This window comes from Micromonospora sp. NPDC048905 (genome assembly GCF_040649655.1).
Classification (GTDB): domain Bacteria; phylum Actinomycetota; class Actinomycetes; order Mycobacteriales; family Micromonosporaceae; genus Micromonospora.
Window position 1 is genome coordinate 41,901 of record NZ_JBEZFV010000018.1, and the last position, 19,251, is coordinate 61,151.

At 72.6% G+C, this 19,251-nt stretch carries 21 protein-coding genes; 7 read left to right on the forward strand and 14 right to left on the reverse strand.

The features are described from left to right. Positions 1–28: 28 nt before the first annotated feature. Positions 29–1,555, reverse strand: a complete 1,527-nt coding sequence (locus AB0C01_RS30845) for an MFS transporter (RefSeq protein WP_357572812.1) — start codon at positions 1,553–1,555, stop codon at positions 29–31. Positions 1,556–1,611: 56 nt separating this feature from the next. On the opposite strand from AB0C01_RS30845, the gene AB0C01_RS30850 reads away from it, so the two are divergent. Beyond that, positions 1,612–1,980: a MerR family transcriptional regulator gene (locus AB0C01_RS30850; RefSeq protein WP_357572813.1), complete on the forward strand. Its 369-nt coding sequence runs from the start codon at positions 1,612–1,614 to the stop codon at positions 1,978–1,980. Between the two features lie 17 nt (positions 1,981–1,997). On the opposite strand, the gene AB0C01_RS30855 is transcribed toward AB0C01_RS30850, so the two are convergent. Further along, on the reverse strand, positions 1,998–2,690 hold the full coding sequence (locus AB0C01_RS30855; protein WP_357572814.1) for a class I SAM-dependent methyltransferase: 693 nt from the start codon (positions 2,688–2,690) through the stop codon (positions 1,998–2,000). 100 nt (positions 2,691–2,790) lie between these two features. On the opposite strand from AB0C01_RS30855, the gene AB0C01_RS30860 reads away from it, so the two are divergent. Next, positions 2,791–3,267, forward strand: a complete 477-nt coding sequence (locus AB0C01_RS30860) for a tetratricopeptide repeat protein (protein WP_357249461.1) — start codon at positions 2,791–2,793, stop codon at positions 3,265–3,267. A 33-nt stretch (positions 3,268–3,300) separates the two neighbouring features. Here the strand turns inward: AB0C01_RS30860 and AB0C01_RS30865 are convergent, their stop codons facing one another. The 4 genes from AB0C01_RS30865 to AB0C01_RS30880 all read right to left on the reverse strand — a co-directional run bounded on the left by AB0C01_RS30865 (position 3,301) and on the right by AB0C01_RS30880 (position 6,951). Next, the gene (locus tag AB0C01_RS30865) at positions 3,301–4,086 is read right to left on the reverse strand and encodes an ABC transporter permease (RefSeq protein ID WP_357249464.1); all 786 of its coding nucleotides are present in this window, start codon (positions 4,084–4,086) and stop codon (positions 3,301–3,303) included. Positions 4,087–4,117: 31 nt separating this feature from the next. Beyond that, entirely contained in the window at positions 4,118–4,876 is a 759-nt protein-coding gene (locus AB0C01_RS30870; protein ID WP_357572815.1) for an ABC transporter permease, read from the reverse strand. 14 nt (positions 4,877–4,890) lie between these two features. Continuing rightward, the gene (locus AB0C01_RS30875) at positions 4,891–5,832 is read right to left on the reverse strand and encodes an ABC transporter ATP-binding protein (protein WP_357249684.1); all 942 of its coding nucleotides are present in this window, start codon (positions 5,830–5,832) and stop codon (positions 4,891–4,893) included. A 90-nt stretch (positions 5,833–5,922) separates the two neighbouring features. Further along, on the reverse strand, positions 5,923–6,951 hold the full coding sequence (locus AB0C01_RS30880) for a helix-turn-helix domain-containing protein (protein WP_357572816.1): 1,029 nt from the start codon (positions 6,949–6,951) through the stop codon (positions 5,923–5,925). A gap of 65 nt (positions 6,952–7,016) precedes the next feature. Between AB0C01_RS30880 and AB0C01_RS30885 the strand changes: the two genes are divergently transcribed. Continuing rightward, the gene (locus AB0C01_RS30885) at positions 7,017–7,592 is read left to right on the forward strand and encodes a maleylpyruvate isomerase N-terminal domain-containing protein (protein WP_357572817.1); all 576 of its coding nucleotides are present in this window, start codon (positions 7,017–7,019) and stop codon (positions 7,590–7,592) included. Positions 7,593–7,595: 3 nt separating this feature from the next. Here AB0C01_RS30885 and AB0C01_RS30890 read toward each other — a convergent pair whose 3' ends face one another. Together AB0C01_RS30890 and AB0C01_RS30895 are read right to left on the reverse strand one after the other, a co-directional pair. Beyond that, positions 7,596–8,204: a GNAT family N-acetyltransferase gene (locus AB0C01_RS30890; RefSeq protein ID WP_357572818.1), complete on the reverse strand. Its 609-nt coding sequence runs from the start codon at positions 8,202–8,204 to the stop codon at positions 7,596–7,598. After that, a complete protein-coding gene (locus tag AB0C01_RS30895) occupies positions 8,183–8,668 on the reverse strand; it encodes a DUF1992 domain-containing protein (protein ID WP_357572819.1) in 486 nt (161 codons plus the stop codon). The genes AB0C01_RS30890 and AB0C01_RS30895 overlap by 22 nt, the downstream gene beginning before the upstream one ends. A 224-nt stretch (positions 8,669–8,892) precedes the next feature. Between AB0C01_RS30895 and AB0C01_RS30900 the strand changes: the two genes are divergently transcribed. Then, positions 8,893–9,543 (forward strand): LysE family translocator, encoded by a 651-nt coding sequence (locus AB0C01_RS30900; protein WP_357572820.1) that lies wholly within the window; start codon positions 8,893–8,895, stop codon positions 9,541–9,543. A 60-nt stretch (positions 9,544–9,603) separates the two neighbouring features. On the opposite strand, the gene AB0C01_RS30905 is transcribed toward AB0C01_RS30900, so the two are convergent. From AB0C01_RS30905 to AB0C01_RS30915, 3 genes are read right to left on the reverse strand one after another with little or no spacing between them, the layout of a single operon-like run. Continuing rightward, on the reverse strand, positions 9,604–10,428 hold the full coding sequence (locus AB0C01_RS30905) for an SDR family NAD(P)-dependent oxidoreductase (RefSeq protein ID WP_357572821.1): 825 nt from the start codon (positions 10,426–10,428) through the stop codon (positions 9,604–9,606). Next, on the reverse strand, positions 10,425–11,783 hold the full coding sequence (locus AB0C01_RS30910) for an NAD(P)-binding domain-containing protein (RefSeq protein WP_357572822.1): 1,359 nt from the start codon (positions 11,781–11,783) through the stop codon (positions 10,425–10,427). Before AB0C01_RS30910 ends, AB0C01_RS30905 begins: the two co-directional genes overlap by 4 nt. A gap of 56 nt (positions 11,784–11,839) precedes the next feature. Continuing rightward, a complete protein-coding gene (locus AB0C01_RS30915; RefSeq protein WP_357572823.1) occupies positions 11,840–12,487 on the reverse strand; it encodes a TetR/AcrR family transcriptional regulator in 648 nt (215 codons plus the stop codon). Between the two features lie 57 nt (positions 12,488–12,544). Between AB0C01_RS30915 and AB0C01_RS30920 the strand changes: the two genes are divergently transcribed. From AB0C01_RS30920 to AB0C01_RS30930, 3 genes are all read left to right on the forward strand, one after another. Beyond that, positions 12,545–13,936, forward strand: a complete 1,392-nt coding sequence (locus AB0C01_RS30920; RefSeq protein WP_357572824.1) for an MFS transporter — start codon at positions 12,545–12,547, stop codon at positions 13,934–13,936. A gap of 51 nt (positions 13,937–13,987) precedes the next feature. Then, a complete protein-coding gene (locus tag AB0C01_RS30925; protein ID WP_357572825.1) occupies positions 13,988–15,157 on the forward strand; it encodes a hypothetical protein in 1,170 nt (389 codons plus the stop codon). A 235-nt stretch (positions 15,158–15,392) separates the two neighbouring features. Next, a complete protein-coding gene (locus AB0C01_RS30930; RefSeq protein WP_030489777.1) occupies positions 15,393–15,734 on the forward strand; it encodes an RNA polymerase-binding protein RbpA in 342 nt (113 codons plus the stop codon). 68 nt (positions 15,735–15,802) lie between these two features. Here the strand turns inward: AB0C01_RS30930 and AB0C01_RS30935 are convergent, their stop codons facing one another. The 3 genes from AB0C01_RS30935 to lnt form a co-directional block, all read right to left on the reverse strand. Then, positions 15,803–16,318 (reverse strand): FxsA family protein, encoded by a 516-nt coding sequence (locus AB0C01_RS30935; protein ID WP_357572826.1) that lies wholly within the window; start codon positions 16,316–16,318, stop codon positions 15,803–15,805. A 92-nt stretch (positions 16,319–16,410) separates the two neighbouring features. Next, positions 16,411–17,220, reverse strand: a complete 810-nt coding sequence (locus AB0C01_RS30940; RefSeq protein WP_357249502.1) for a polyprenol monophosphomannose synthase — start codon at positions 17,218–17,220, stop codon at positions 16,411–16,413. Between the two features lie 34 nt (positions 17,221–17,254). Beyond that, positions 17,255–18,853 (reverse strand): apolipoprotein N-acyltransferase, encoded by a 1,599-nt coding sequence (gene lnt / locus AB0C01_RS30945; RefSeq protein WP_357249687.1) that lies wholly within the window; start codon positions 18,851–18,853, stop codon positions 17,255–17,257. Positions 18,854–19,251 lie beyond the last annotated feature (398 nt).

The following is a 19,251-nucleotide window of genomic DNA, read 5'->3' on the forward strand; positions in this document are numbered from 1 at the left end:
GGTACGCGGCCCGCCAGCGCAATCCCGCCTACCGTTTCGGCAGGTGTCGGTGTGCGGTGATGGTGAGGAGTGCGAGCAGACCGGCTGTCGTCGCGGCGGCGACCGCGACGTGGTTGAGGCTGATGGCGAACGCCTCCCGGGCGGCCTGGGTGAGGTCACCGGCCAGCCCGTGGGGCAGTTGACCCGCGATGGCGGCGGCGTCGATGACCGACTGCCGAGCGGTCTCCGCGGCTGCCGTTGACAGCGCGTCGGGCACGGTGAGGTGCTGCCGGTAGACGGCATTGCCGAGGCTGCCGAGCAGCGCGACGCCGAGCGCGAGTCCCAGTTCGACGCTCGTTTCGGAGAGAGCCGAAGCCGCGCCGGCTTTGCGGGGAGGTGCCGCACCGACGACGAGATCGGTGCCCAACGCCATGATCGGACCTTGACCGAGGTAGACCACGGTGATGCCGGCCAGGAGGGGGACCGGGCCCGATCTGGCGTCGATCTGTGTGATCAGGGCAAACCCGATCGCGGAGAGCGCAAGCGAGCCGCACACGATGCCACTGGCGGAGCAGCGCTGGGCCAGCCGCGGCGCGAGTATGGATGTCACGGTCATCGCCACCGCCGGTAGCAGCAGCCACAATCCCGCCTCGAACGCGGATAGATCAGCCACGTACTGCAGGTACACGGTGACGAACAGATAGACGCCAGCGACCGAGGCGAGCCCGAGGATCAGCGTGACTATCGTCGTGGCGAACTTGCGGTCGCGGAACAGACCCACGTCCACCATCGGATTGCTGAGCCGTCGTTGCCGCCGCCAGAACGACAGACCGGCGGCGAGTCCGCACGCGATGAAGGCAACGGCCACTGGTGTGGCGCCGGAGTTGGCAAGCTGCTTGATCCCGCCGACGACCGGCAGCACCGCGGCGAGGAACAACGCGATGCTGGCGGCATCCATGCGGGCCGACCGGTGATCGCGGAACTCCGGCAGGAGCCAGGGCCCAGCGATCAGCAACAGGACCATCACCGGTACGGCGATCAGGAAGGCGGCGCCCCACCAGAACCAGTCCAGCAACGCTCCCCCCACCAGCGGTCCGAGCGCCACTCCTGCGGACAGCGAGGCCGCCCAGATGCCGATCGCGGTGCCGCGTTGCCGTGGCTGCTGGAACATGTTGCTGAGCAACGCCAAGGTGGACGGCATCAGCGTGGCGCCGGCCACGCCCAACACGGCGCGCGTGGCGATGAGCATGCCGGTACTCGTCGAGTAGGCGGCGAGTATGGATGCGGCAGCGAACACCGCCGCGCCGACGAGGAGGAGTCTGCGCCGTCCGATCCGATCCCCCAGGACCCCCATGGGCACGAGGAAGCCAGCGATCATGAATCCGTAGATGTCAGTGATCCACAACAGCTCGGTGCCGTTAGGACGCAGGTCGACGGCGAGGTGCGGTACAGCCAGGTAGAGCACCGTCACGTCCATGGACAGCACGAAGGTGGGTAGGGCCAGCACGGCCAGGCCGAGCCATTGGCGTGGCGCAGCCCCGGTCGATGCGGCCTGATCGGCGTGGTTGGTGGTCATGGGCCGAGGCTAAACTCTCTCATCGATGTGAGAGTCAAGCAGTTGGGCGTGAGCACATGCGAATCGGAGAGCTTCAGCGTCGTACCGGCGTCAGCCACCGGCTGTTGCGCTACTACGAGGAGCAGAATCTGCTGCGACCAGAACGCCGCCCCAGCGGCTACCGCGAATACCGCGAGTCCGACGTGGCCACCGTGGCGCACATCCGCACGCTGCTGGCCGCCGGGTTGTCCACCGCGACGATCGCCGATCTGCTGCCCTGCATGGGCACGGACGGCAACCGCCTGATCGTCGACTGCCCGGAGCTGCTCGTGGACCTCAATCGGGAACGCGAACGCCTCACCGCCGCCATCGACGACCTGCGGGCCGTGCGGGATGTCCTCGACGGCGTCATCTCCTCCGCCCCGCCGGAGGTCTCCCGAGCGTGACCGGAGGGTGCGCGTCGTCAGGGGTGGCGTACGCGCAGGGCGACGAAACTCGGGCGCTCGGTCAGCCGCTCGTAGCGCTCCGGGTTGACGGCGCGCAGCGTCTCGACCGCCCGCGCCTCGACCAGCCGCTCCAGCACGAACCCGGCGTCGAGCACCTCGGTCACCAGGGACTCGATGGTCATCCGCTGGAAGCGCATGGTGATCCCGTCGGCTGCCGGGAACTCGACCCAGCTCTCGTCGAAGTACGATCCGCCGAAGTACCGCCAGTCCGACGTCGGGTGGGTCGTCGACAGCAGGAACCAGCCGCCCGGCCGCAGCACTCGCCGCACCTCCCCGAGGAACCGGGCGCGGTCGGTCAGGTGTTGCAGCACCAGCGCGCAGACGACTCCGTCGAACGACGCGTCGGCCGCGAACTCCAGCGGGGCGTCCAGATCGTGCTGCTGGACGTCGGCGCGGTCGCCGAGCAGTGCCCGGGCGTGCCGGACCAGCGTCGCGCTGCCGTCCACCGCCACCACCTCGGCTCCCCGGTCGACCAACTCGACCGCGTAGTGCCCGCCACCGCAGCCGGCGTCCAGGATCCGGAGACCGGCGACGTCGCCGGCGAGCGTCAGCATGGCTGGTCGGTCCGTGTAGGCGTTGTGCGGACCGTCGGCGGCGTGCGCCGCGAACACGTCACCGGCCTGGTCGTGGTACGCGTGGGCTGCGGGCATCCGGGAAGCGTGCCCGGGTGCTGGCACGGACCGCAACCGAGATCGACCAGGGCGCAGCTGATTTGACCCTCGACCGGGTCGAGGCCCGAGCATCGGCGGTATGGACGACCACCCGACACCCGACCCGACAATGACCCGTATCGGCGAGGCGGTGCAGCTCGGCCGGTCAGGGCGCAAGGGTCCCGCCCGCGACGCCCTCACCGCGTTGTGGGACGAGATCGGCCCCACCGGCGACGCCTTCCACCGCTGCACCCTCGCCCACTACCTCGCCGATCTCCAGGACACCACCGAGGCGGAGCTGACCTGGGACGAGCGCGCCCTGGCCGCGGTGTCCGACCTGACCGACGAACGCGCCCAGCGCTACCTGTCCTCCCTCCAGGTCCGGGCGTTCCTGCCGTCGCTGTATCTCAACCTGGCCGACTGCCACCGGCGTCTGGGTAACCCCGCCCAGGCCCGGGAGCACCTGGCTCGGGCCGGCGAACACCTGGCGCACCTGCCCGACGACCCGTACGGCGAGGCGATCCGTGCCGCCGTCCGCGACTTCGCCGCGGACGACCCGACCGACGCAAGGCGGTGACCACCAGCGGACCGACCCGACCCAGCCGCACCGTCAGCGCAGCATCATCCGGGTCATGCGACGGGTCGCGACGATCATCGCGATCGACCCGAACGCGAGCAGGTAGACGACCGGGATCAGCAGGTCCCAGCCGAGCCGACCCAACGTCGGTTCGCGGACCAGCTCGATGCTGTGGTAGAGCGGCAGCGCCTGGATCAGGGGTCGCACCGCCTCCGGATAGACCGACAGGGGGTAGAACGTCGTCGCGAACAGGTACATCGGCAGCATGAAGAGCTGGATGTACTGGAAGTCCGGGAAGTCGCGCAGGTACGTCGTGACGGCTAGCCCGCCCGCGGCGAACGCGTACGCGATCAGCAGCGACGCGGGTAGGGCCAGCAGCACCCACGCCGAGGTCACCAGCCCACCGACCGCCATGAGGATGAGGAATCCGATCGACGTGAGCAACGCGTTGATCATCGCGCTGGTGACCTCGCCGACGGCGATGTCGGTGACGGACAGCGGCGTCGGCAGGATCGCCTGGTAGGTCTTCTCGATCCTCATCCGGGCGAAGACACCGAAGCTGGTCTGGTTGAACGCGGTGTTCATCGCGGTCGTGGCCAGGATCGCCGGGGCCACGTAGACGGCGTACGGGACGTCGACCCCGGGTACGGCGCCGACGAGCATCCCGACGCCGACGCCGATCGACAGCAGGTACAGGATCGGTTCGACGAGCGCGTTGAGCAGCGGCGTGACCGACCGACGGTAGATCATGAAGTTGCGTTCGACGAGCGCGAACGCGCGACGTCGCGTCCAGGCCGGTACGACCACGACGGTGCTCATGCTGTCTCCACGGGACTCGGTGGGTGGGCCGTCACGGGTGCAACCGTCGCCGGTAGGTGACCCGGGCGACCAGGAAGCCGCCGACGGCCAGCGTCAGCAGGTAGGCGATGTGGACGGAACTGCCGGTGATCGTCGCGGTGCCGAGGCTGAGGGTGCGGCACAGCTCCACCCCGTGCCACAGCGGCAGCAGGTAGGACACCGGGCGGATCCACTCCGGCAGCTGGGAGACGGCGAAGAACGTGCCGGAGAACATGTAGAGCGGCATGATGACGAAGCGGAACACCGTGTCGATGTGGCGCAGCTTGCGTACCCCGACCGCCCACGCGGCGGCCGGTGCCGCGAACGCGACCCCGGTCAGTGTCGCGCCGAGCAGGGCGCCGAGCGCCCACCAGCCTCCGACCAACCCGAACGCGGCCATCACCACGATGAAGGCGCCGCTGGCGATGAGCACCCGGAAGGTGATGAAGAGCAGGTGCCCGGCGGCGAGCTGCTCCGGGCCCAGCGGCGTCGGGGTGGCGCTGCGGTACGCCCCGAAACCCGCGGCCCGGGCAACTCCCCCGGACCCCTCCAGGAACGCGTTCTGCATCGCCGCGGCGGCCAGCATGCCCGGGGCGAAGAACGCCGCGTACGAGACGCCGGCGATCTGGGCCGGCGCGTTGTCGTCGACGAGGGCGCCCAGGCCGGCGCCGATACCGATGAGGAACAGCAGCGGGTTCAGTACGTTGATCACGATCGAGCCACGCCAGGTGCGTCGGTAGCGGACCATCCAGTATCCGAATGCCTGCAACACCGTGGTCTCCTCTGCTACTCGATGAGCGATCGGCCGGTGAGCGTGAGGAACACGTCCTCCAACGTCGCGCGACGGACCAGGGCGGTGAGCGGCGTGAGCGACATGGCGTGCACCGCGGCGAGGGCGGCCTCACCGTCGGCGGTGTAGACGAGCACCCGGTCGGGAAGCGACTCGACACGGCCGTCGGTGTCGTTGCCGTCGGTGGCCAGGGCCGACGTCCGGAGCTTCTCCGTCGCGGTGTCCCGGTCGTCGAGGCGGAACCGCAGTTCGAGGACCTCCCGGGTGGCGTACCTGGTGATCAGGTCCCGGGGTGAGCCCTGCGCGACGATCCGGCCGTGGTCGACGACGATGAGCCGGTCGCAGAGTTGCTCGGCCTCGTCCATGTAGTGGGTGGTGAGGATGAGCGTGACGCCCTCCTGCTTGAGCTGGAAGAGCCGGTCCCACAGGATGTGCCGGGCCTGCGGGTCGAGGCCGGTGGTGGGCTCGTCGAGGAGCAGGATGTCGGGTTCGTTGATCAGGGAACGGGCGATGGTCAGGCGTCGGCGCATACCGCCGGAGAGCGTCTCCACCTGGTCGCCGGCCTTCTCCTGAAGCTGGGCGAAGTCCAGCAGTCGGGTCGCGCGGTCCCGGATGACGGCCCGGGGCAGGCTGAAGTAGCGCCCGTAGATGTGCAGGTTCTCCCGGACGGTCAGCTCGTTGTCCAGGTAGTCGTCCTGGGTGACGACGCCGAGCCGGGCGCGGATCTCCGGCCCCTGTCGTGTCGGGTCCAGGCCGAGCACCCGCAGGCTGCCGCCGCTGATCGGCGACGTCGCGGCGATCATCCGCATGGTCGTGGACTTGCCGGCGCCGTTGGGGCCGAGCAGCCCGAAGGACTCCCCCCGCTGGACCTCGAAGTCGATGCCGTCGACCGCGCGGAACTCCGCTGTGGACCCACGCGGTGGATAGACCTTGGTCAACTGCCTCGCCTGAACCAGGGGCTGATCGATCACCAGGGCAGCCTACGAAAATCAACATCGGCCTGCAAGATTTTATCAGACAGATGAAATTTACGAACGAGAGCGCTGGTGGGCGGCGGCCCGGTATGCCTGCGGTGAAAGTCCGAAGCGAGCACGAAACAGGCGGCTGAAGTGGGCCTTGTCCGCAAACCCCCACCGGGCGGCGATGGCCTGAACCGGTTGCCGGAGGTGCAGCGGATTCCCGAGATCACGCCGGCACTGTTCCAGACGCTTGACGCGGATCAGTTCGGCCGCCGTCGTCGTCTCCCCTTCGAACAGACGGTGCAGCGACCGCAGCGAGATGTGGTGGGCGGCGGCGACGCTACGAGGGCTGAGCTCAGCACTGCCGAGATGACGATCGATGAAATCGACGACGCGGGCGCGCAGCGCGGTGTGCCGGGCCTCCGGTGACAGGGTGCCCTCGACATCGAGGTGCTGAGCGAGCATGGCGGTGAGCAGGTCAAGTGCCACCCGGCCCAGGACCTCGGCGTCAGCCTGCCCATACTGCTCCGGCTGCGCCGCGACGCTCCGGAGGTGGTTGGCCAACAACCCGCCGACGCCGAGGTGCGACGGCATCGTCATGGCCAGCAAACGGCGCAGCAGGTCCGGCGCGAAAGGTAGCGCCGCGTGGGGTATCTGCACAGTGATCGTGGCGGCGAGACCGGGGCCGTCAGCGCTGTGCCGGGCCACGTGCGGCCGCGCGGTGTCCAGCAGCGTGAAATGATTCCCGGCTTCGAACGCGGACTCGTTGCGGTCCTGAGTCAACACGTTGCGGCCCGTCAGAGGTAGGGCGAGCTGATACACGTCCGCCTCGGCTCTGCGGACCAGTTGGGCGGGCCGGGTCGAGTCCAGCGACGGGTACCGCAGCGAGGTCAGCCGGATGGGACCGAGATCGATCGCCTGGGCGTACGCGACGAAGTTGTCCAGCTGGGCACTGCTGATGTGCGCCGGCGCTGTCTCCTGGGCGACCAGGGCATGCCAGAATTCGAACCTGTCCGCCGGTGCCAACACCGTCGTGTCCACCAGCAGGTTGGGCAACACTCCACTCGCCTCCCCGCATGCAAGAATGGATTCTTGCATGCGACGAATCTCCTTGCTGACGACGAAATTCCCACGTCTTCCGATGCTGTCCGGCAGGTCGACGAATGTCAGCGGTGACCGGCGTCGAGGTGCTCCAAGCGGCCGACGAGATGACCCGGGTGTTGCACCCGCACCGCGAGCGCGACTGGTCCGTGCCCGCCGGGCCGCTGACCTGGAACTGCTGGACCACCGCCGCGCACGTCGCACACGACCTGCTCGCGTACGCCGGCCAGGTCACCGGCCGCCCGGAGGACGGCTACCTGCCGTACGACCTGCGGGTCTCCCCCGACGCGAGCCCGGCGCAGACCCTCACCGTGGCGCGGGCCTGCGCCGGGCTGCTCGCCGCCGCCGTCGACTCCGCCCCGCCGGACGCGCGGGCCTGGCACTACGGTCCCTGCGACCCGGCCGGCTTCGCCGCGATGGGGGTGGCCGAGATCCTGCTGCACACCCACGACATCAGCGTCGGCCTCGGTGTGCCGTGGCAGCCGCCGCAGCGGTTGAGCACGTTGGTGTTGCGGCGGTTGTTCCCGGACGCCCCCAGCGGCGCCGCACCGGAGGTGCTGCTCTGGATGACCGGCCGCGGTGAGCTGCCCGGCCGAGCGCGGCGAACCTCGTGGGTGTGGCAGGCGGCGGTCAGCTGACCGCTAGTCGACGCTCAGCGAGTGCCGGTGACCGTCCAGCGGAAACGGCGGCCGGGCGGGCAGCACCTCCTGGAACACGTAGCCGCTCTTCTGGGCCACCCGGCAGGAGGCCACGTTGTCCACCTGGTGCAGCAGGTCGAGGCGCTCCAGCGCGGGGAACCTGTCGAACGCCCACCGGCTGAGCGCGGTGACCGCCCGCGGAGCGACGCCGCGCCCGCGCGCCCACGCCGCCGTCCAGTAACCCACCTCGGGCGCGGGCCAATCCTCGCTGACCCGCTTGAGCACCACGTTCGCCACCAGCCGCGGCCCGTCCGCGTCGTCGTCCTCGACGACCGCGAAGCTGTACCGCCGACCCGCGTCCCAGTCCTCTCGCACCCGCTCCAGCCACTGCCGGCCCTCGGCCGGGTTGGTCACCGGCAGCCGGGTCCACTGACGCAACACCGGATCCCGGTACGCGTCCAGCAGGGCGTCCAGATCGTCGTCCGCCCAGGGACGCAGGGCCAGGCCCGGCACCGAGGAGATGCCGGACGTTCGTGGGTCGATCACCATCTGCACAGTCTGCCGGTGCCGGGCACGGCCGAGCAGGCGGGTCAGCGCGACCGGCGGCGCCACGGCAACCACCAGGCGCGACGCGGCCGGCGTGGCGCGACGACGGTCACCCGGTCGGTCGTCCGCGTCGGGAGGCTGGGCGGGGCGTGCTCGGCGCGCCAGCAGCGTACCACCTCGTCGGTATTGACCGGACGCACCGCCACGCGGGGGCCGTCGGGGTTGCGCAGCCACGCCACGATCTGCGTGTTCAACTGACCCACGAAGTCACGGACGGCCTGTTCGGTGGGCAGGTCACGGACCTCGTCGGGGACCTGCTCGACACGTCGGCGCAGTTGCAGCGGGGTGGGTAGGAGCAGGTCGCTGGGCAGCGCCTCCCGTTCCAGGAAGCTCTTGATCCACCACGACTCGTCGTACGGCGCTCCCCGGCCGGGAATCGGCTTGCCCATGCCGGGCAGGTCGTCGAACTCGCCGCGTTGCACGGCTCCCCGGATCTGCGCCTCCACGGCCGCTTCCCACGCATCGGTCACTCTGCGGCACCTCCCCTGGCCACGGTAACGCGCCGCCTCCGCCCGGCGACGCGCGCTCGTAGGGGGTCAGCGCGCCCGCGACGGTGACCATTCCCGGCGGCGACCGGCCGAGGTGGTTTCGGCCCAGGTGTCCGATTCGAGGGCCACGACCTGCGAGGTGGCCCTCGGTCGACACGGTCGCCCCGCCTACCGTCGGTACGGGGCTGACGAACGGGGGAAACATCGTGGTGAGCACGGGGGCACTGCTGGGCATCGCGCTGGTGGCGTTGGGGCTGGTCCTCACGCCCGGCCCGAACATGGTCTACCTGGTGTCCCGCTCGGTGGCCCAGGGCCGTCGGGCCGGCCTGGTCTCACTGCTCGGGGTGGCCGCCGGCTTCGGGGTGTACCTGGCGGCGGCGGTCGCCGGTCTGGCCACCGTCTTCGTGCTGGTGCCGACCCTGTACGCGGTGGTGAAGCTGGCCGGTGCCGGTTACCTGCTCTGGCTGGCCTGGCAGACGCTGCGCCCGGGTGGGCACTCACCGTTCACGCCGACGCCGCTGCCGCCGGACCCGCCCCGGCGGCTGTTCACCATGGGTCTGATCACCAACCTGCTGAACCCGAAGATCGCGATCCTCTACGTGTCGGTGCTGCCCCAGTTCATCGACCCGGCGCGCGGGCAGGTGGCGGCGCAGAGTCTGCTGCTGGGCCTGACCCAGATCACCGTGGCGCTGTTCGTGAACACGCTGATCGTGCTCAGCGCCGGCTCGTTGGCCGGGTTCTTCGCCCGCCGACCGGGGTGGCTGCGGGCGCAGCGGTGGGTGACCGGGACGGCCCTGGCCGGGCTGGCGGTCCGGATCGCCGCCGACCGCTCCCGCGCGGCGGTCGCCACGCCCTGACCGGACGGTCGCTGCCACGGTCGCGGCGGACCACCGAGAGCCACGCCCGGACCGAGGCGGTCAATGCCCCCGGTGGCGGCGGACCATCCCGGCGGCCAGCGGCGCGGCGTCCAGGTCACCGGCGGCGAGCCGGGCGGCGAGGGTACGACGGACCAGCCGATCGGCGAGCGCGGGCGCGTGCCGGCCGACGGCCAACTCCAGCCGACCGCGCGTCGTGGTCGCCACGTCGCGGGGTGCCCGCCGGGCCGTGGCGGTCCGCAGGATCGCCGCGACCACCCCCTCGACGGGCTCGGGGCGGGACACCCCCCGCAGGGACAGGCCGGCCTCGGCGGTGCTGTGGTGGATGGGTGAGACGACCATGCTCGGGTAGACCACGCTCACCCCGACGTGTGTGCCCACCTCGTGGCGCAGCGCGTCGGCGTACGCGACCAGAGCCCGTTTGCTGACTCCGTACGCGGCGGCGAGGGGCAGGGGCAGCACCGCCATCCGACTGGCCACGAAGATGACTCGTCCGCGCGCGGTGAGCAGCGGTGGCAGTGCCGCGGCGGTGGTCCGCCAGGCGGCGAGCAGGTTGACCTCCAGTTGTCGGCGGACCACCTCGTCGGGTGGCAACTCGGCGGGGGCGGGACCACCGACACCGGCGTTGTTGATCAGCAGGTCCAGCCCGCCGAGCCGGTCGACAGCGGCTCGTACGGCCGGTGCCACGGCGTCCGGGTCGGTCAGGTCGCAGCTGAGCACCGGCAGGTCGCCGTCGGGGCGCGCGCGCAGGTCGAGGCCCACCACGTGCGCGCCAGCGGCGGTGAAGGCCGCGCCGAGATGCCGGCCGAAGGTTCCGCTCGCGCCGGTCAGCAGCACCCGACGGCCCGCCAATGCGCTGGCCCTCACTGCTGAACCCCGACCGAGGAGGCCGTAGCGGTCGCAGCGGCGGCACCGGATCGGGCGCGGCGGGTGCCGGCGGTCAACTCGCGGGCCAGGTCGGCCAGGTAGGCGTCGAAGTCCACGCGCATCGCCGGGCGGCGCTGGCCCCACCGGGCGGTCGCAGACCGCAACTCGGCCCGGCACGTGGCCCGCTGTCGGTCCGGGTCCGGCAGCGCGTACCGGCCGGCGAGCTGCGCGGCGATCAGCTTGGCCTGCGCCTCCACCAGGGGGAACGCGGACCCGGTGGACTGCATCAGGCCGACGAAGGTCAGGCCGGGGGCGTCGGTGTGGAACACGTGCCGGTACAGCGGCAGGGTGTCGGCGCCACGGCCGAGCAGCGCCGGGTCGAGGAACGGGATCTCCACCCGGTAGCCGGTGCACCAGACGATCAGGTCGACGCTGTCGCTGCGGCCGTCGGTGAACTCGACCCGGTCGCCGTCGAGGGCGGTGACGCCGGGTCGGGCCTCGACGTCGCCGTGGGTCAGCCGCGACAGCAGCCCGTCGGAGAGCGTCGGGTGGTCCTGCAGGAGACCGTGCGTCGGCGCGGGCAGCCCGTAGCGGGCCGGGCTGCCGACGGTGGCGCTGAGCATCGTCTGGCTGATGCGTTGGCGCAGCCGCCACGGCAGTCGGCGGGCCAGCGCACCGTTGAGAGTGTCCGAGGGGCGACCCAGCAGGTACTTCGGCACCACCCAGACACCCCGGCGCAACGACAGCAGGGTGCGGGCGGCGGCGTACGAGGCGTCCACGGCGATGTCCATCGCGGAGTTGCCGCCACCGACGACGAGGACGCGCCTGCCGGCCAACTGCTCCGGGCCCCGGTAGTCGTGGCTGTGGATCTGCTCGGCGGTGCAGGTGCCCGGGTACGCGGGGTCGGGCAGCCGGGGCACCCGGTTGTGCCCGTTGGCGACGACCACGGCGTCGACGGTGACCTCGACCGACCGGTCCGGCCCGCGAGCGGTCACCGTCCAGGTGCCGGCGGAGTCCCGGGTGACCTGCTCGACGGTGTGTCGCAGCCGGATGTCCTCGCCCAGCCCGAAACGGTCGGCGTAGTCGGCGAGGTAGGCGGCGACCCGGCGGTGGTCGGGGTAGTCGGGCCAGTCGCCGGGCATCGGGTGGTCGGCGAACTGGGTACGCCCCCGGCTGGTGTTCAGGTGCAGCGTGCGGTACGCGGGCGAGTCGGGTGCCCCGTACACCCAGAGGCCACCGACCTGGTCGGCGGCCTCGAAGCCGATCACCGGCACCGCGGCGTCGCGCAGTGCCTTGACGGCGGCGAGCCCGGCCGCGCCAGCGCCGATCACCGCCACCCTGGGTGGTACACCCATCGCCGCCCCCATTTAATCCAACGTCTGCTGGATAATCGTCGCGCGGCGGCGACGCGTCAAGGGGTCGACGGTCCGTACAGGCCGACGAGCAGGCGATGCACGAACGCGCGGAACTCACGCCGCTCCCGAGCGCCCGGCGCACCCGCGGCCAGCGCCACCACGTGACCGTGGGTCGCCCACACCAGGCTGCGGACGGTGATGTGCGGGGTCGGCTCGGCCAGCGCCCCGGCCGCCGCGGCGGCGGTGAGCAGCTCCGCGACCAGCCGGTACAACGGCTCGGCGTACCGCTTGTCGAGCTCGTCGTGCCGCTGCGGTTCCAGCCAGCGGCGCAGCCACAGCGCGGTGGTCTCCGGGCGGTCCTCCAGAAAGTCGACGAAGACGTCGACCAGGTCGTGCAGCGCGCGCCGGGAGGCGTCCGGCCCCGCGTCGAGGGCCGCGCGGGCCTGCTCGGCGGCGCGGGTGAGCACCTCCTGCTCGGCGGCGAAGACCCGGGCGAAGCAGGCGTCGTAGAGCGCCGCCTTCGTACCCGTGTGGTGCGCGACCGTGGCGACGTCGACCCCGGCGGCGGCGGCGACCTCCCGCAGCCCGACGGCGTCGAAGCCACGCTCGGCGAACAGCGCGGTCGCCGCGGTGAGCACCACCTCCCGGGTCGGCCGGGTCTCGTCGCGGCGGGGCCGACCGGGACGGCGGCGGGGCATGGTCATGACCGCCATTCTGCCCCTAGAATCCAGCAACCGTTGGATTACCGAGGGGATGCGGCGATGACCGGGCTCGACCGGCGGCCCGTGGCCGCCACCGACGCGACGCTTGCCCGTGGTCCCCTGGCGGGCTTCGCGGCCGGCTCGCTCGGCATGGGTGTCTGGGTGACAGTTCCCGGCCTGCTGCTGCTGTACTTCCTCACCGACGTGCTGGCGGTCGGGCCGTGGTTGGCCGGCCTCGCGCTGCTGCTGCCGAAGATCGCCGACGTGCTGCTGCACCCCTGGGTGGGGCACCGCGCCGACGTCGAGCAGACCCGCCGGGGCGACAGGCGTCGCCTGCTGCTGCTCGGCTGTGCCCTGCCGGTCGCGTTCGCCGCGCTCTTCGCGGTGCCCGGCGGCCTGACCGGCGTGCCGGCGGCCGCGTGGGTGGCGGTGTTCTTCGTCGCCGGCAACCTGCTCTTCGCCGCCTACCAGGTCCCCTACCTGGCCACCCCGGCCGACCTGCGGATCGGTTATGACGAACGCACCCGGCTGATGGCGTTCCGGATGGTCGTGCTGACCCTGGGGATCCTGCTCTCCGGGTTGCTGGCCCCGCTGCTCACCGGCGGCGACGCCGCGACCCGGGGCGGCTACCAGCGGATGGGGGTGGTCCTCGCCGTCGGCATGCTGGCCGCCATGCTGGTCGGTGTCGCCGGCATCGCCCGGCTGCGCGGCGGCGCGGCGGACCCCACGCGAGCGGGGCACGGCGGGTGGCGGGCGCTGCGCACCGCGCTGCGCGACCGACAGTTCCGCTGGCTGGTGACCGCGTACCTGGCCATGTCCACCGCCACCCACCTGGTGCTCGCCGGGGTGCCCTACTACGCCGAGTACGAGTTGCGCGCGCCCGGTCTGACCACGGTGCTGGTGGCCGCGTTCGTGGCGCCGGCGCTGCTGGTGACCCCGGCCTGGCTGGTGGTGGCCCGCCGGGTCGGCAAGCAGCGGGCGTTGCTCGGCGCGCAGGGCACGTTCGCCCTCGGCTCGCTGGTGCTCGCGGTGGGTCGCCCGGCCGGACTACCGGTGCTGATCGGCGCGGTGGCAGTGCTCGGGGTGGCGTTCGCGGGCATGCAACTGCTGCCCTTCTCGATGCTGCCCGACGTGATCCGCGCCGCCGCGAGCGACCGCGCACCGACCGCCGACAGCACCGGTGCCGCCGCACCGACGGGCGCCGGCACCTACACCGGGGTGTGGACGGCCACCGAGGCCACCGGCGCGGCCCTGGGCCCGTACGCGTACGCGCTGTGCCTGGCCGTCGGGGGTTTCGTGGCCTCGACGGCCGGTGACTCGCCGACGCAGCCGGACGCGGCGCTGGCGGCGGTCCGCTACGGCTTCGGGGTGCTGCCGGCGGTGGCGATGCTCGCGGCGCTGCTGCTGCAACGCCGCTACACCCTGGACGCGAGCGCCCGCGCCGCGAGCTGACCCCGCCGCGGTGCGCCGGGCGGCGCCGCCCGGCACTAGACTGCCACCTCGATGGACGCCCAGCCCACCACCACCGAGACCCGCCCGTGCGCCCACTGTGGACTGCCGGTGCCGCAGCGTGTCGGCGCGGGCCGACCGTTTCGGTACTGCCGGGACAACGACGGCGCCTGCCAGCGCGCCTCCCGCAACAGCCGGATGCGCCACCGCAACGCCCCCGGCCTGCCGGGGCAGGTGGCCCGCACCTGGGAGGCGGTGGACCGCCTCGACCAGATCGTCGAGACGTTGACCGAGTCCCTGCACGCCGAGTTGTCACCGGTGGGTGTGCAGCGCCAGATCGCCCAGGCTCGCGCGGAGGCCGCCACCGAGGTCGCGGCGGCGCAGACCGAACGCGACGAGGCCCGCGACGACGCCGAGGCCGCCGCCGCCGACGCGGCGCGGGCCCGGGAGCAGGCCCGCACGGCTCTCGCCGACGCCGACGAGGCCCGGCGACGCGCCGAGCAGGCCACCGAGGCCACCGAGCGGGCGCACCAGCAGGCCACCGCTGCCGACGAGCGGGCGCGGCACGCCGAGGCCGCCCGCGACCAGGCCCGCCACGACGTCAGCGCCGCCGAGGCGTTGCGCGCCCAGGCCGAACGCGACCGGGACCAGGCCCGCGCCGAGGTGCGGGATCTGCGCACGCAACGCGACGCCGAGCGGCAGCGGGCGGCCGACCTGACCGCTGAACGCGACGCGGTCCGCGCCGACGCCGAACGAGCCACCCGGGTCGCCGCCGACGCGACCGAACGGGCCGGCCGGTGGCAGGCCGAGGTGCAGGACGTGCGCCGCCAGATCGAGCAGGCCCGCGCCGACGCCGCGCGCGCCCGCGCCGAGGCCGCCGACGCCACGCGGGCGCGGGAGCAGGCCGACCGGGCCCGCGAGCGCGCCCAGGTCGCCGCCCGCGAGGTCGACGACGCCCGGCAGGAGGTCGCGCAGGTGGCGGCACGGCTGCGCGCGGAACTGGCGGCCACCGAAGCCCAGCGCGACACGCTCACCGCCGAGCTGACCGCCGCCCGGCAGGCGGCGGCCACCGCCGAGAGCCAGGTCACCGCCCTGACGGTACGACTCGACGCGGCTGAAGGCGGCCGGGACCTGGCTCAGCAGCGGGTGGCGCAGCTCGGTGACCAGGTCAGCGACCTGGCGGCGGCGCTGGCCCGGCTCGGCTCGGTGCCGACAACCGGTTGAGCCGCCCGGGGGCGCAACTTCCGCCGCCCCCGGGCGGTTAACCTCCCCGGTGGCAGCGGATCCACACCCCCGTTGCGACAGGCCTGGGGATCACCCGGCCGGGTGCGTGTCCCGGCCGGCTACCCTTGGTCGCGGCCCCACCCGTGGACGCCTCACGCCCTCGGGCGGGAATGGCTCGACGGGAACGCGCCGTTACACCCAGAAGACCAGCACCACGAACGAGGGGAAGTCGATCATGGGCGAGCGTATGCTGCGCGGAAGCCGCCTTGGCGCGGTGAGCTACGAATCCGACCGCAACACGGAGCTCGCGCCGCGTCAGACCCGCGAGTACCTCTGCGCCAAGGGCCATCAGTTCGAGGTGCCGTTCGCCGTCGACGCCGAGGTCCCGATGACCTGGGAATGCAAGTTCGACGGCAGCGTCGCCCGACTCGTCGACGGCAACGAGCCGGAGCAGAAGAAGGCCAAGCCGCCGCGTACCCACTGGGACATGCTGCTGGAGCGGCGTTCGATCGCCGAGCTCGAGGACATCCTCGAGGAGCGTCTGCAGGAGGTTCGGACCCGCCGCGGCCGCGCCTGAGCCGCACGACACACGGCGCCCCCGGGATCATCCCGGGGGCGCCGTCGTGTCCGCGTGTGATGCTGAGGCTAGCGACCGGGCTCGATGATCTCGCCCTCGATGGCCCGACCGCCGTCGACGACCACCGGCTGCTGCGGCTGCGGGGCCGGTTGCGGCGCACCCTGGCGCACCCGCACCGTGCGGGGGCCGAACAGGTCACCGGCGACCATCGACGACACCCGCCGCTCGGTGGCACGTCGCACCCCCGCGCGGGCCAGTCGACGCACCGGAGGCACCAGCAGCAGCAACCCGATCAGCCCGCTGACCAGCCCGGGCGCCGCCAGCAACAGGGCGCCGCCCAACCCGACGAGCCCGTCGGTCACCTGCCCACCCGGTGGTTGCCCGGCCGCCGCGGCGGAGCGGAAACCACGCCAGGCGCGCATCCCCTCCCGGCGCAGCAGCACCAGGCCCAGCAGGGACGCGGCGAACACCAGCAGCACCGCCGCCCCGAACCCCAGCGCCCGTCCGACTCCGACGAACACCGCCAACTCCAGCACCACCGCCAGCAACAGGGCCAACGGCACGAACCTCAGTCCTCGGCGCATCTCACCTCATCGCCATTCCCGCGACACCATGGACGTGTCCCGCTCATCCAGCATGACACGGCCGCGCTCACGACCATCGCGCCTGCGGCGCCTCACGGCCACCGCGCCTGACCGGTGGTGGTGCCATGTAGGCCACGGCGTACCGCCTGCCGCCGGTCCTGCACACCCCAGGCGGTGATCCGCCACAGCGCCTCGGCCACGATCCGCGGGCTCATCTTGCTGTCCCCGTGTTCCCGTTCGGCGAAGGTGATCGGCACCTCCACGATCCGCACCCCGGCCCGGTGCGCCAGCCGAGACAGCTCCACCTGGAACGAGTACCCCTGCGACGTCACCGACTCCAGGTCGATGGCGTCCAACGCGCTGATCCGGTACACCCGGTAACCGCCGGTGGCGTCCGAGACGGGCATGCCCAGGGCGAGGCGCGCGTACAGGTTGCCGCCGCGCGACAGCAGCAGCCGCCGCAGCGGCCAGTTGAGCACCCGCGCGCCGCTGGTCCACCGTGACCCGATCACCACGTCGGCGTCGCGGGCGGCCTCCAGCAGCGCCGGCAGGTCCTCCGGCGCGTGCGAGCCGTCGGCGTCCATCTCCACGACCGCCTGGTAGTCGCGCTCACGCGCCCACCCGAACCCCGCCAGGTACGCCGCTCCGAGGCCCTGCTTGCCCCGGCGGTGCAACACCTGCACGTGCGCGTCGCCGTCGGCGAGGGCGTCGGCGATCGCGCCGGTGCCGTCGGGGCTGTTGTCATCGGCGATGAGGATCCGCACCGCCGGGACGGCACGTCGGACCCGACCCACGATCGAGGCGATGTTGGCCGCCTCGTTGTAGGTGGGGATCACCACCAGCACCCGGCCCACGCCCGGCACCTCGTCCGGGCGTCGGATCGTATCGGTCGCCTGGATCATGGTTCCTCCGCTCCCGCCGGCGTACCGGCTGTTGCTACCCGGGCATGACCCGCTGCCGCCGGCGCAGCACCGCCGCGCCGACCAGGGCCGCCACGGCCAGCGCGGCGAGCGTCACCTCCGGCCACCAGCCGAGGCGGGTGGCGAGGGTACGTCCGTCGTCGAGCCGCAACTGCCGCACCACGACCTCCCGGGTGTTGAACCCGGTGGCATCGCTTACCCGCCCGTCGGGTGCGACGAACCCGGACACGCCGACCGTGGACGCCATCAACGCCGGTCGGCCGTGCTCCACCGCCCGCAGCCGCACCATGGCCATCTGCTGGCGGGCCTCCGCCACGTTGAAGGTGGCGTTGTTGGTCTGCACGACCAGCAGCTGCGCGCCGCCGTCGACGGTGTCGCGGACCACGTGGTCGTAGGCGACCTCGAAGCAGATCACGTCGCCGAGCACGGCCGGGCCGGCGCGTACCACGCCCGGGGTGCTTCCGGGCACGAAGTCGCTGCGGATCAGGTCGACCTGCTTGCTGACCATCCGGGCGATGTCGCGCAGCGGCACGTACTCGGCGAACGGCACGGGGTGGCGTTTGGTGTACAGCTGGTCCAGGTCGGCGCCGGTGCCGGGGTGCCACAGGATGCCCGCGTTGCGGACCTGCCCGGGGCCGGGGCCGAGCAGCACTGCCCCGACGAGGATCGGCGCGCCGATCGTGTCGGCGGCCTGGGAGATCCGCGCGCCGGCCGTGGGGTTGCGCAGCGGGTCGATGTCGCTGGAGTTCTCCGGCCACACCACCAGGTCGGGGCGACGTTCCTGACCGGCGGCGACCCGCGCGGCCAGCTCGATGGTGGCGTCGACGTGGTTGTTGAGCACCGCCTGCCGTTGGGCGTTGAAGTCCAGGCCCAGCCGCGGCACGTTGCCCTGCACGATCGCCACGGTGGTGGTGGCGCCCGACCCGGCGGTGGCGACCGGCACGAGCAGGCCCCCAGCGGTCAGCGCGAGGGCCACGGCGGCCGGTGCGGCCACCGGCGCCCACCGGCGAGCCGACGTGACCCCCCGCCCGCCGTCGGCGTCCTGGGAGCCCTCAGCGGGCGAGGTGGGGGGACGGGCGGCGGCCCAGCCCCGCCACGCGGCGGTGACCAGCAACCCGCCCACGAGCGCCGTCGTGAAGGTCACCAGCGGCGCGCCGCCCAGCGCGGCCAGACGCAGCAGCGGGGAGGTGTCCTGACTGAACGCCAACCGCCCCCACGGGAACCCACCGAACGGGGTGCGGTCGCGCAGCGCCTCCTGCCCCACCCACAGCAGCCCGGTCAGCACCGGCCACGCCCAGCGGACCCGGTCGGCCAGCGGCGACACCCAGGCGGTGGCCACGCCCAGCAGCGCCAGGTAACCGGCCTGCAGCAACGACAGCAGCACCCACGGCAGGTAACCGGTGTGCAGGTTCGTCCAGGCCAACAGCGGGGCGAACAACGCCACCCCGGTCAGGAAGCCCAGGCCGGCGCCGGCGCGCAACCGCCGCCGGTGTGCGGCGGCGGCCAGCAACGCCACCCCGACCGGCGCGAGCGGCCACACCCCGTACGGGGGGAACGCCACCAGCAGGGCCAGCCCGGCGGCCACGGCCAGGGGCACGGCGACCCGCAGCGGCAGCGGCCGACCGGTCCCGACCGGCTGACTCGGCGCGGCCGGGCTGTGGGTGTCGTCCCGGTCCAGAATCGTCACCGCTTCACCTCGATCACGGGGCGAAGGCTACCTGGCTGGCCTGCGAACCGACCGCATCGGGCCGGCCGGCACAGACCGCCCAGCGGACATGAAATCGGGGCGCGGCTCACGCCGCGCCCCGATGCTCCCAGGCCCTTCCCGGCCGGTGTGGCGAGGATGGGGTACGACGACCTTCGGACCGACCGGACGTGGACTGGCTGCCCCCGCCGGGCCGTTGTCTACTGGCCGTGCACCTCACCCTGCCCGTACACCGGTAACCGCGGCCGGTTCGCGCCGCCCCGCCGACCCCCGCCCGCTGGACCTGGCCGCCGCGACGATGACGCTGA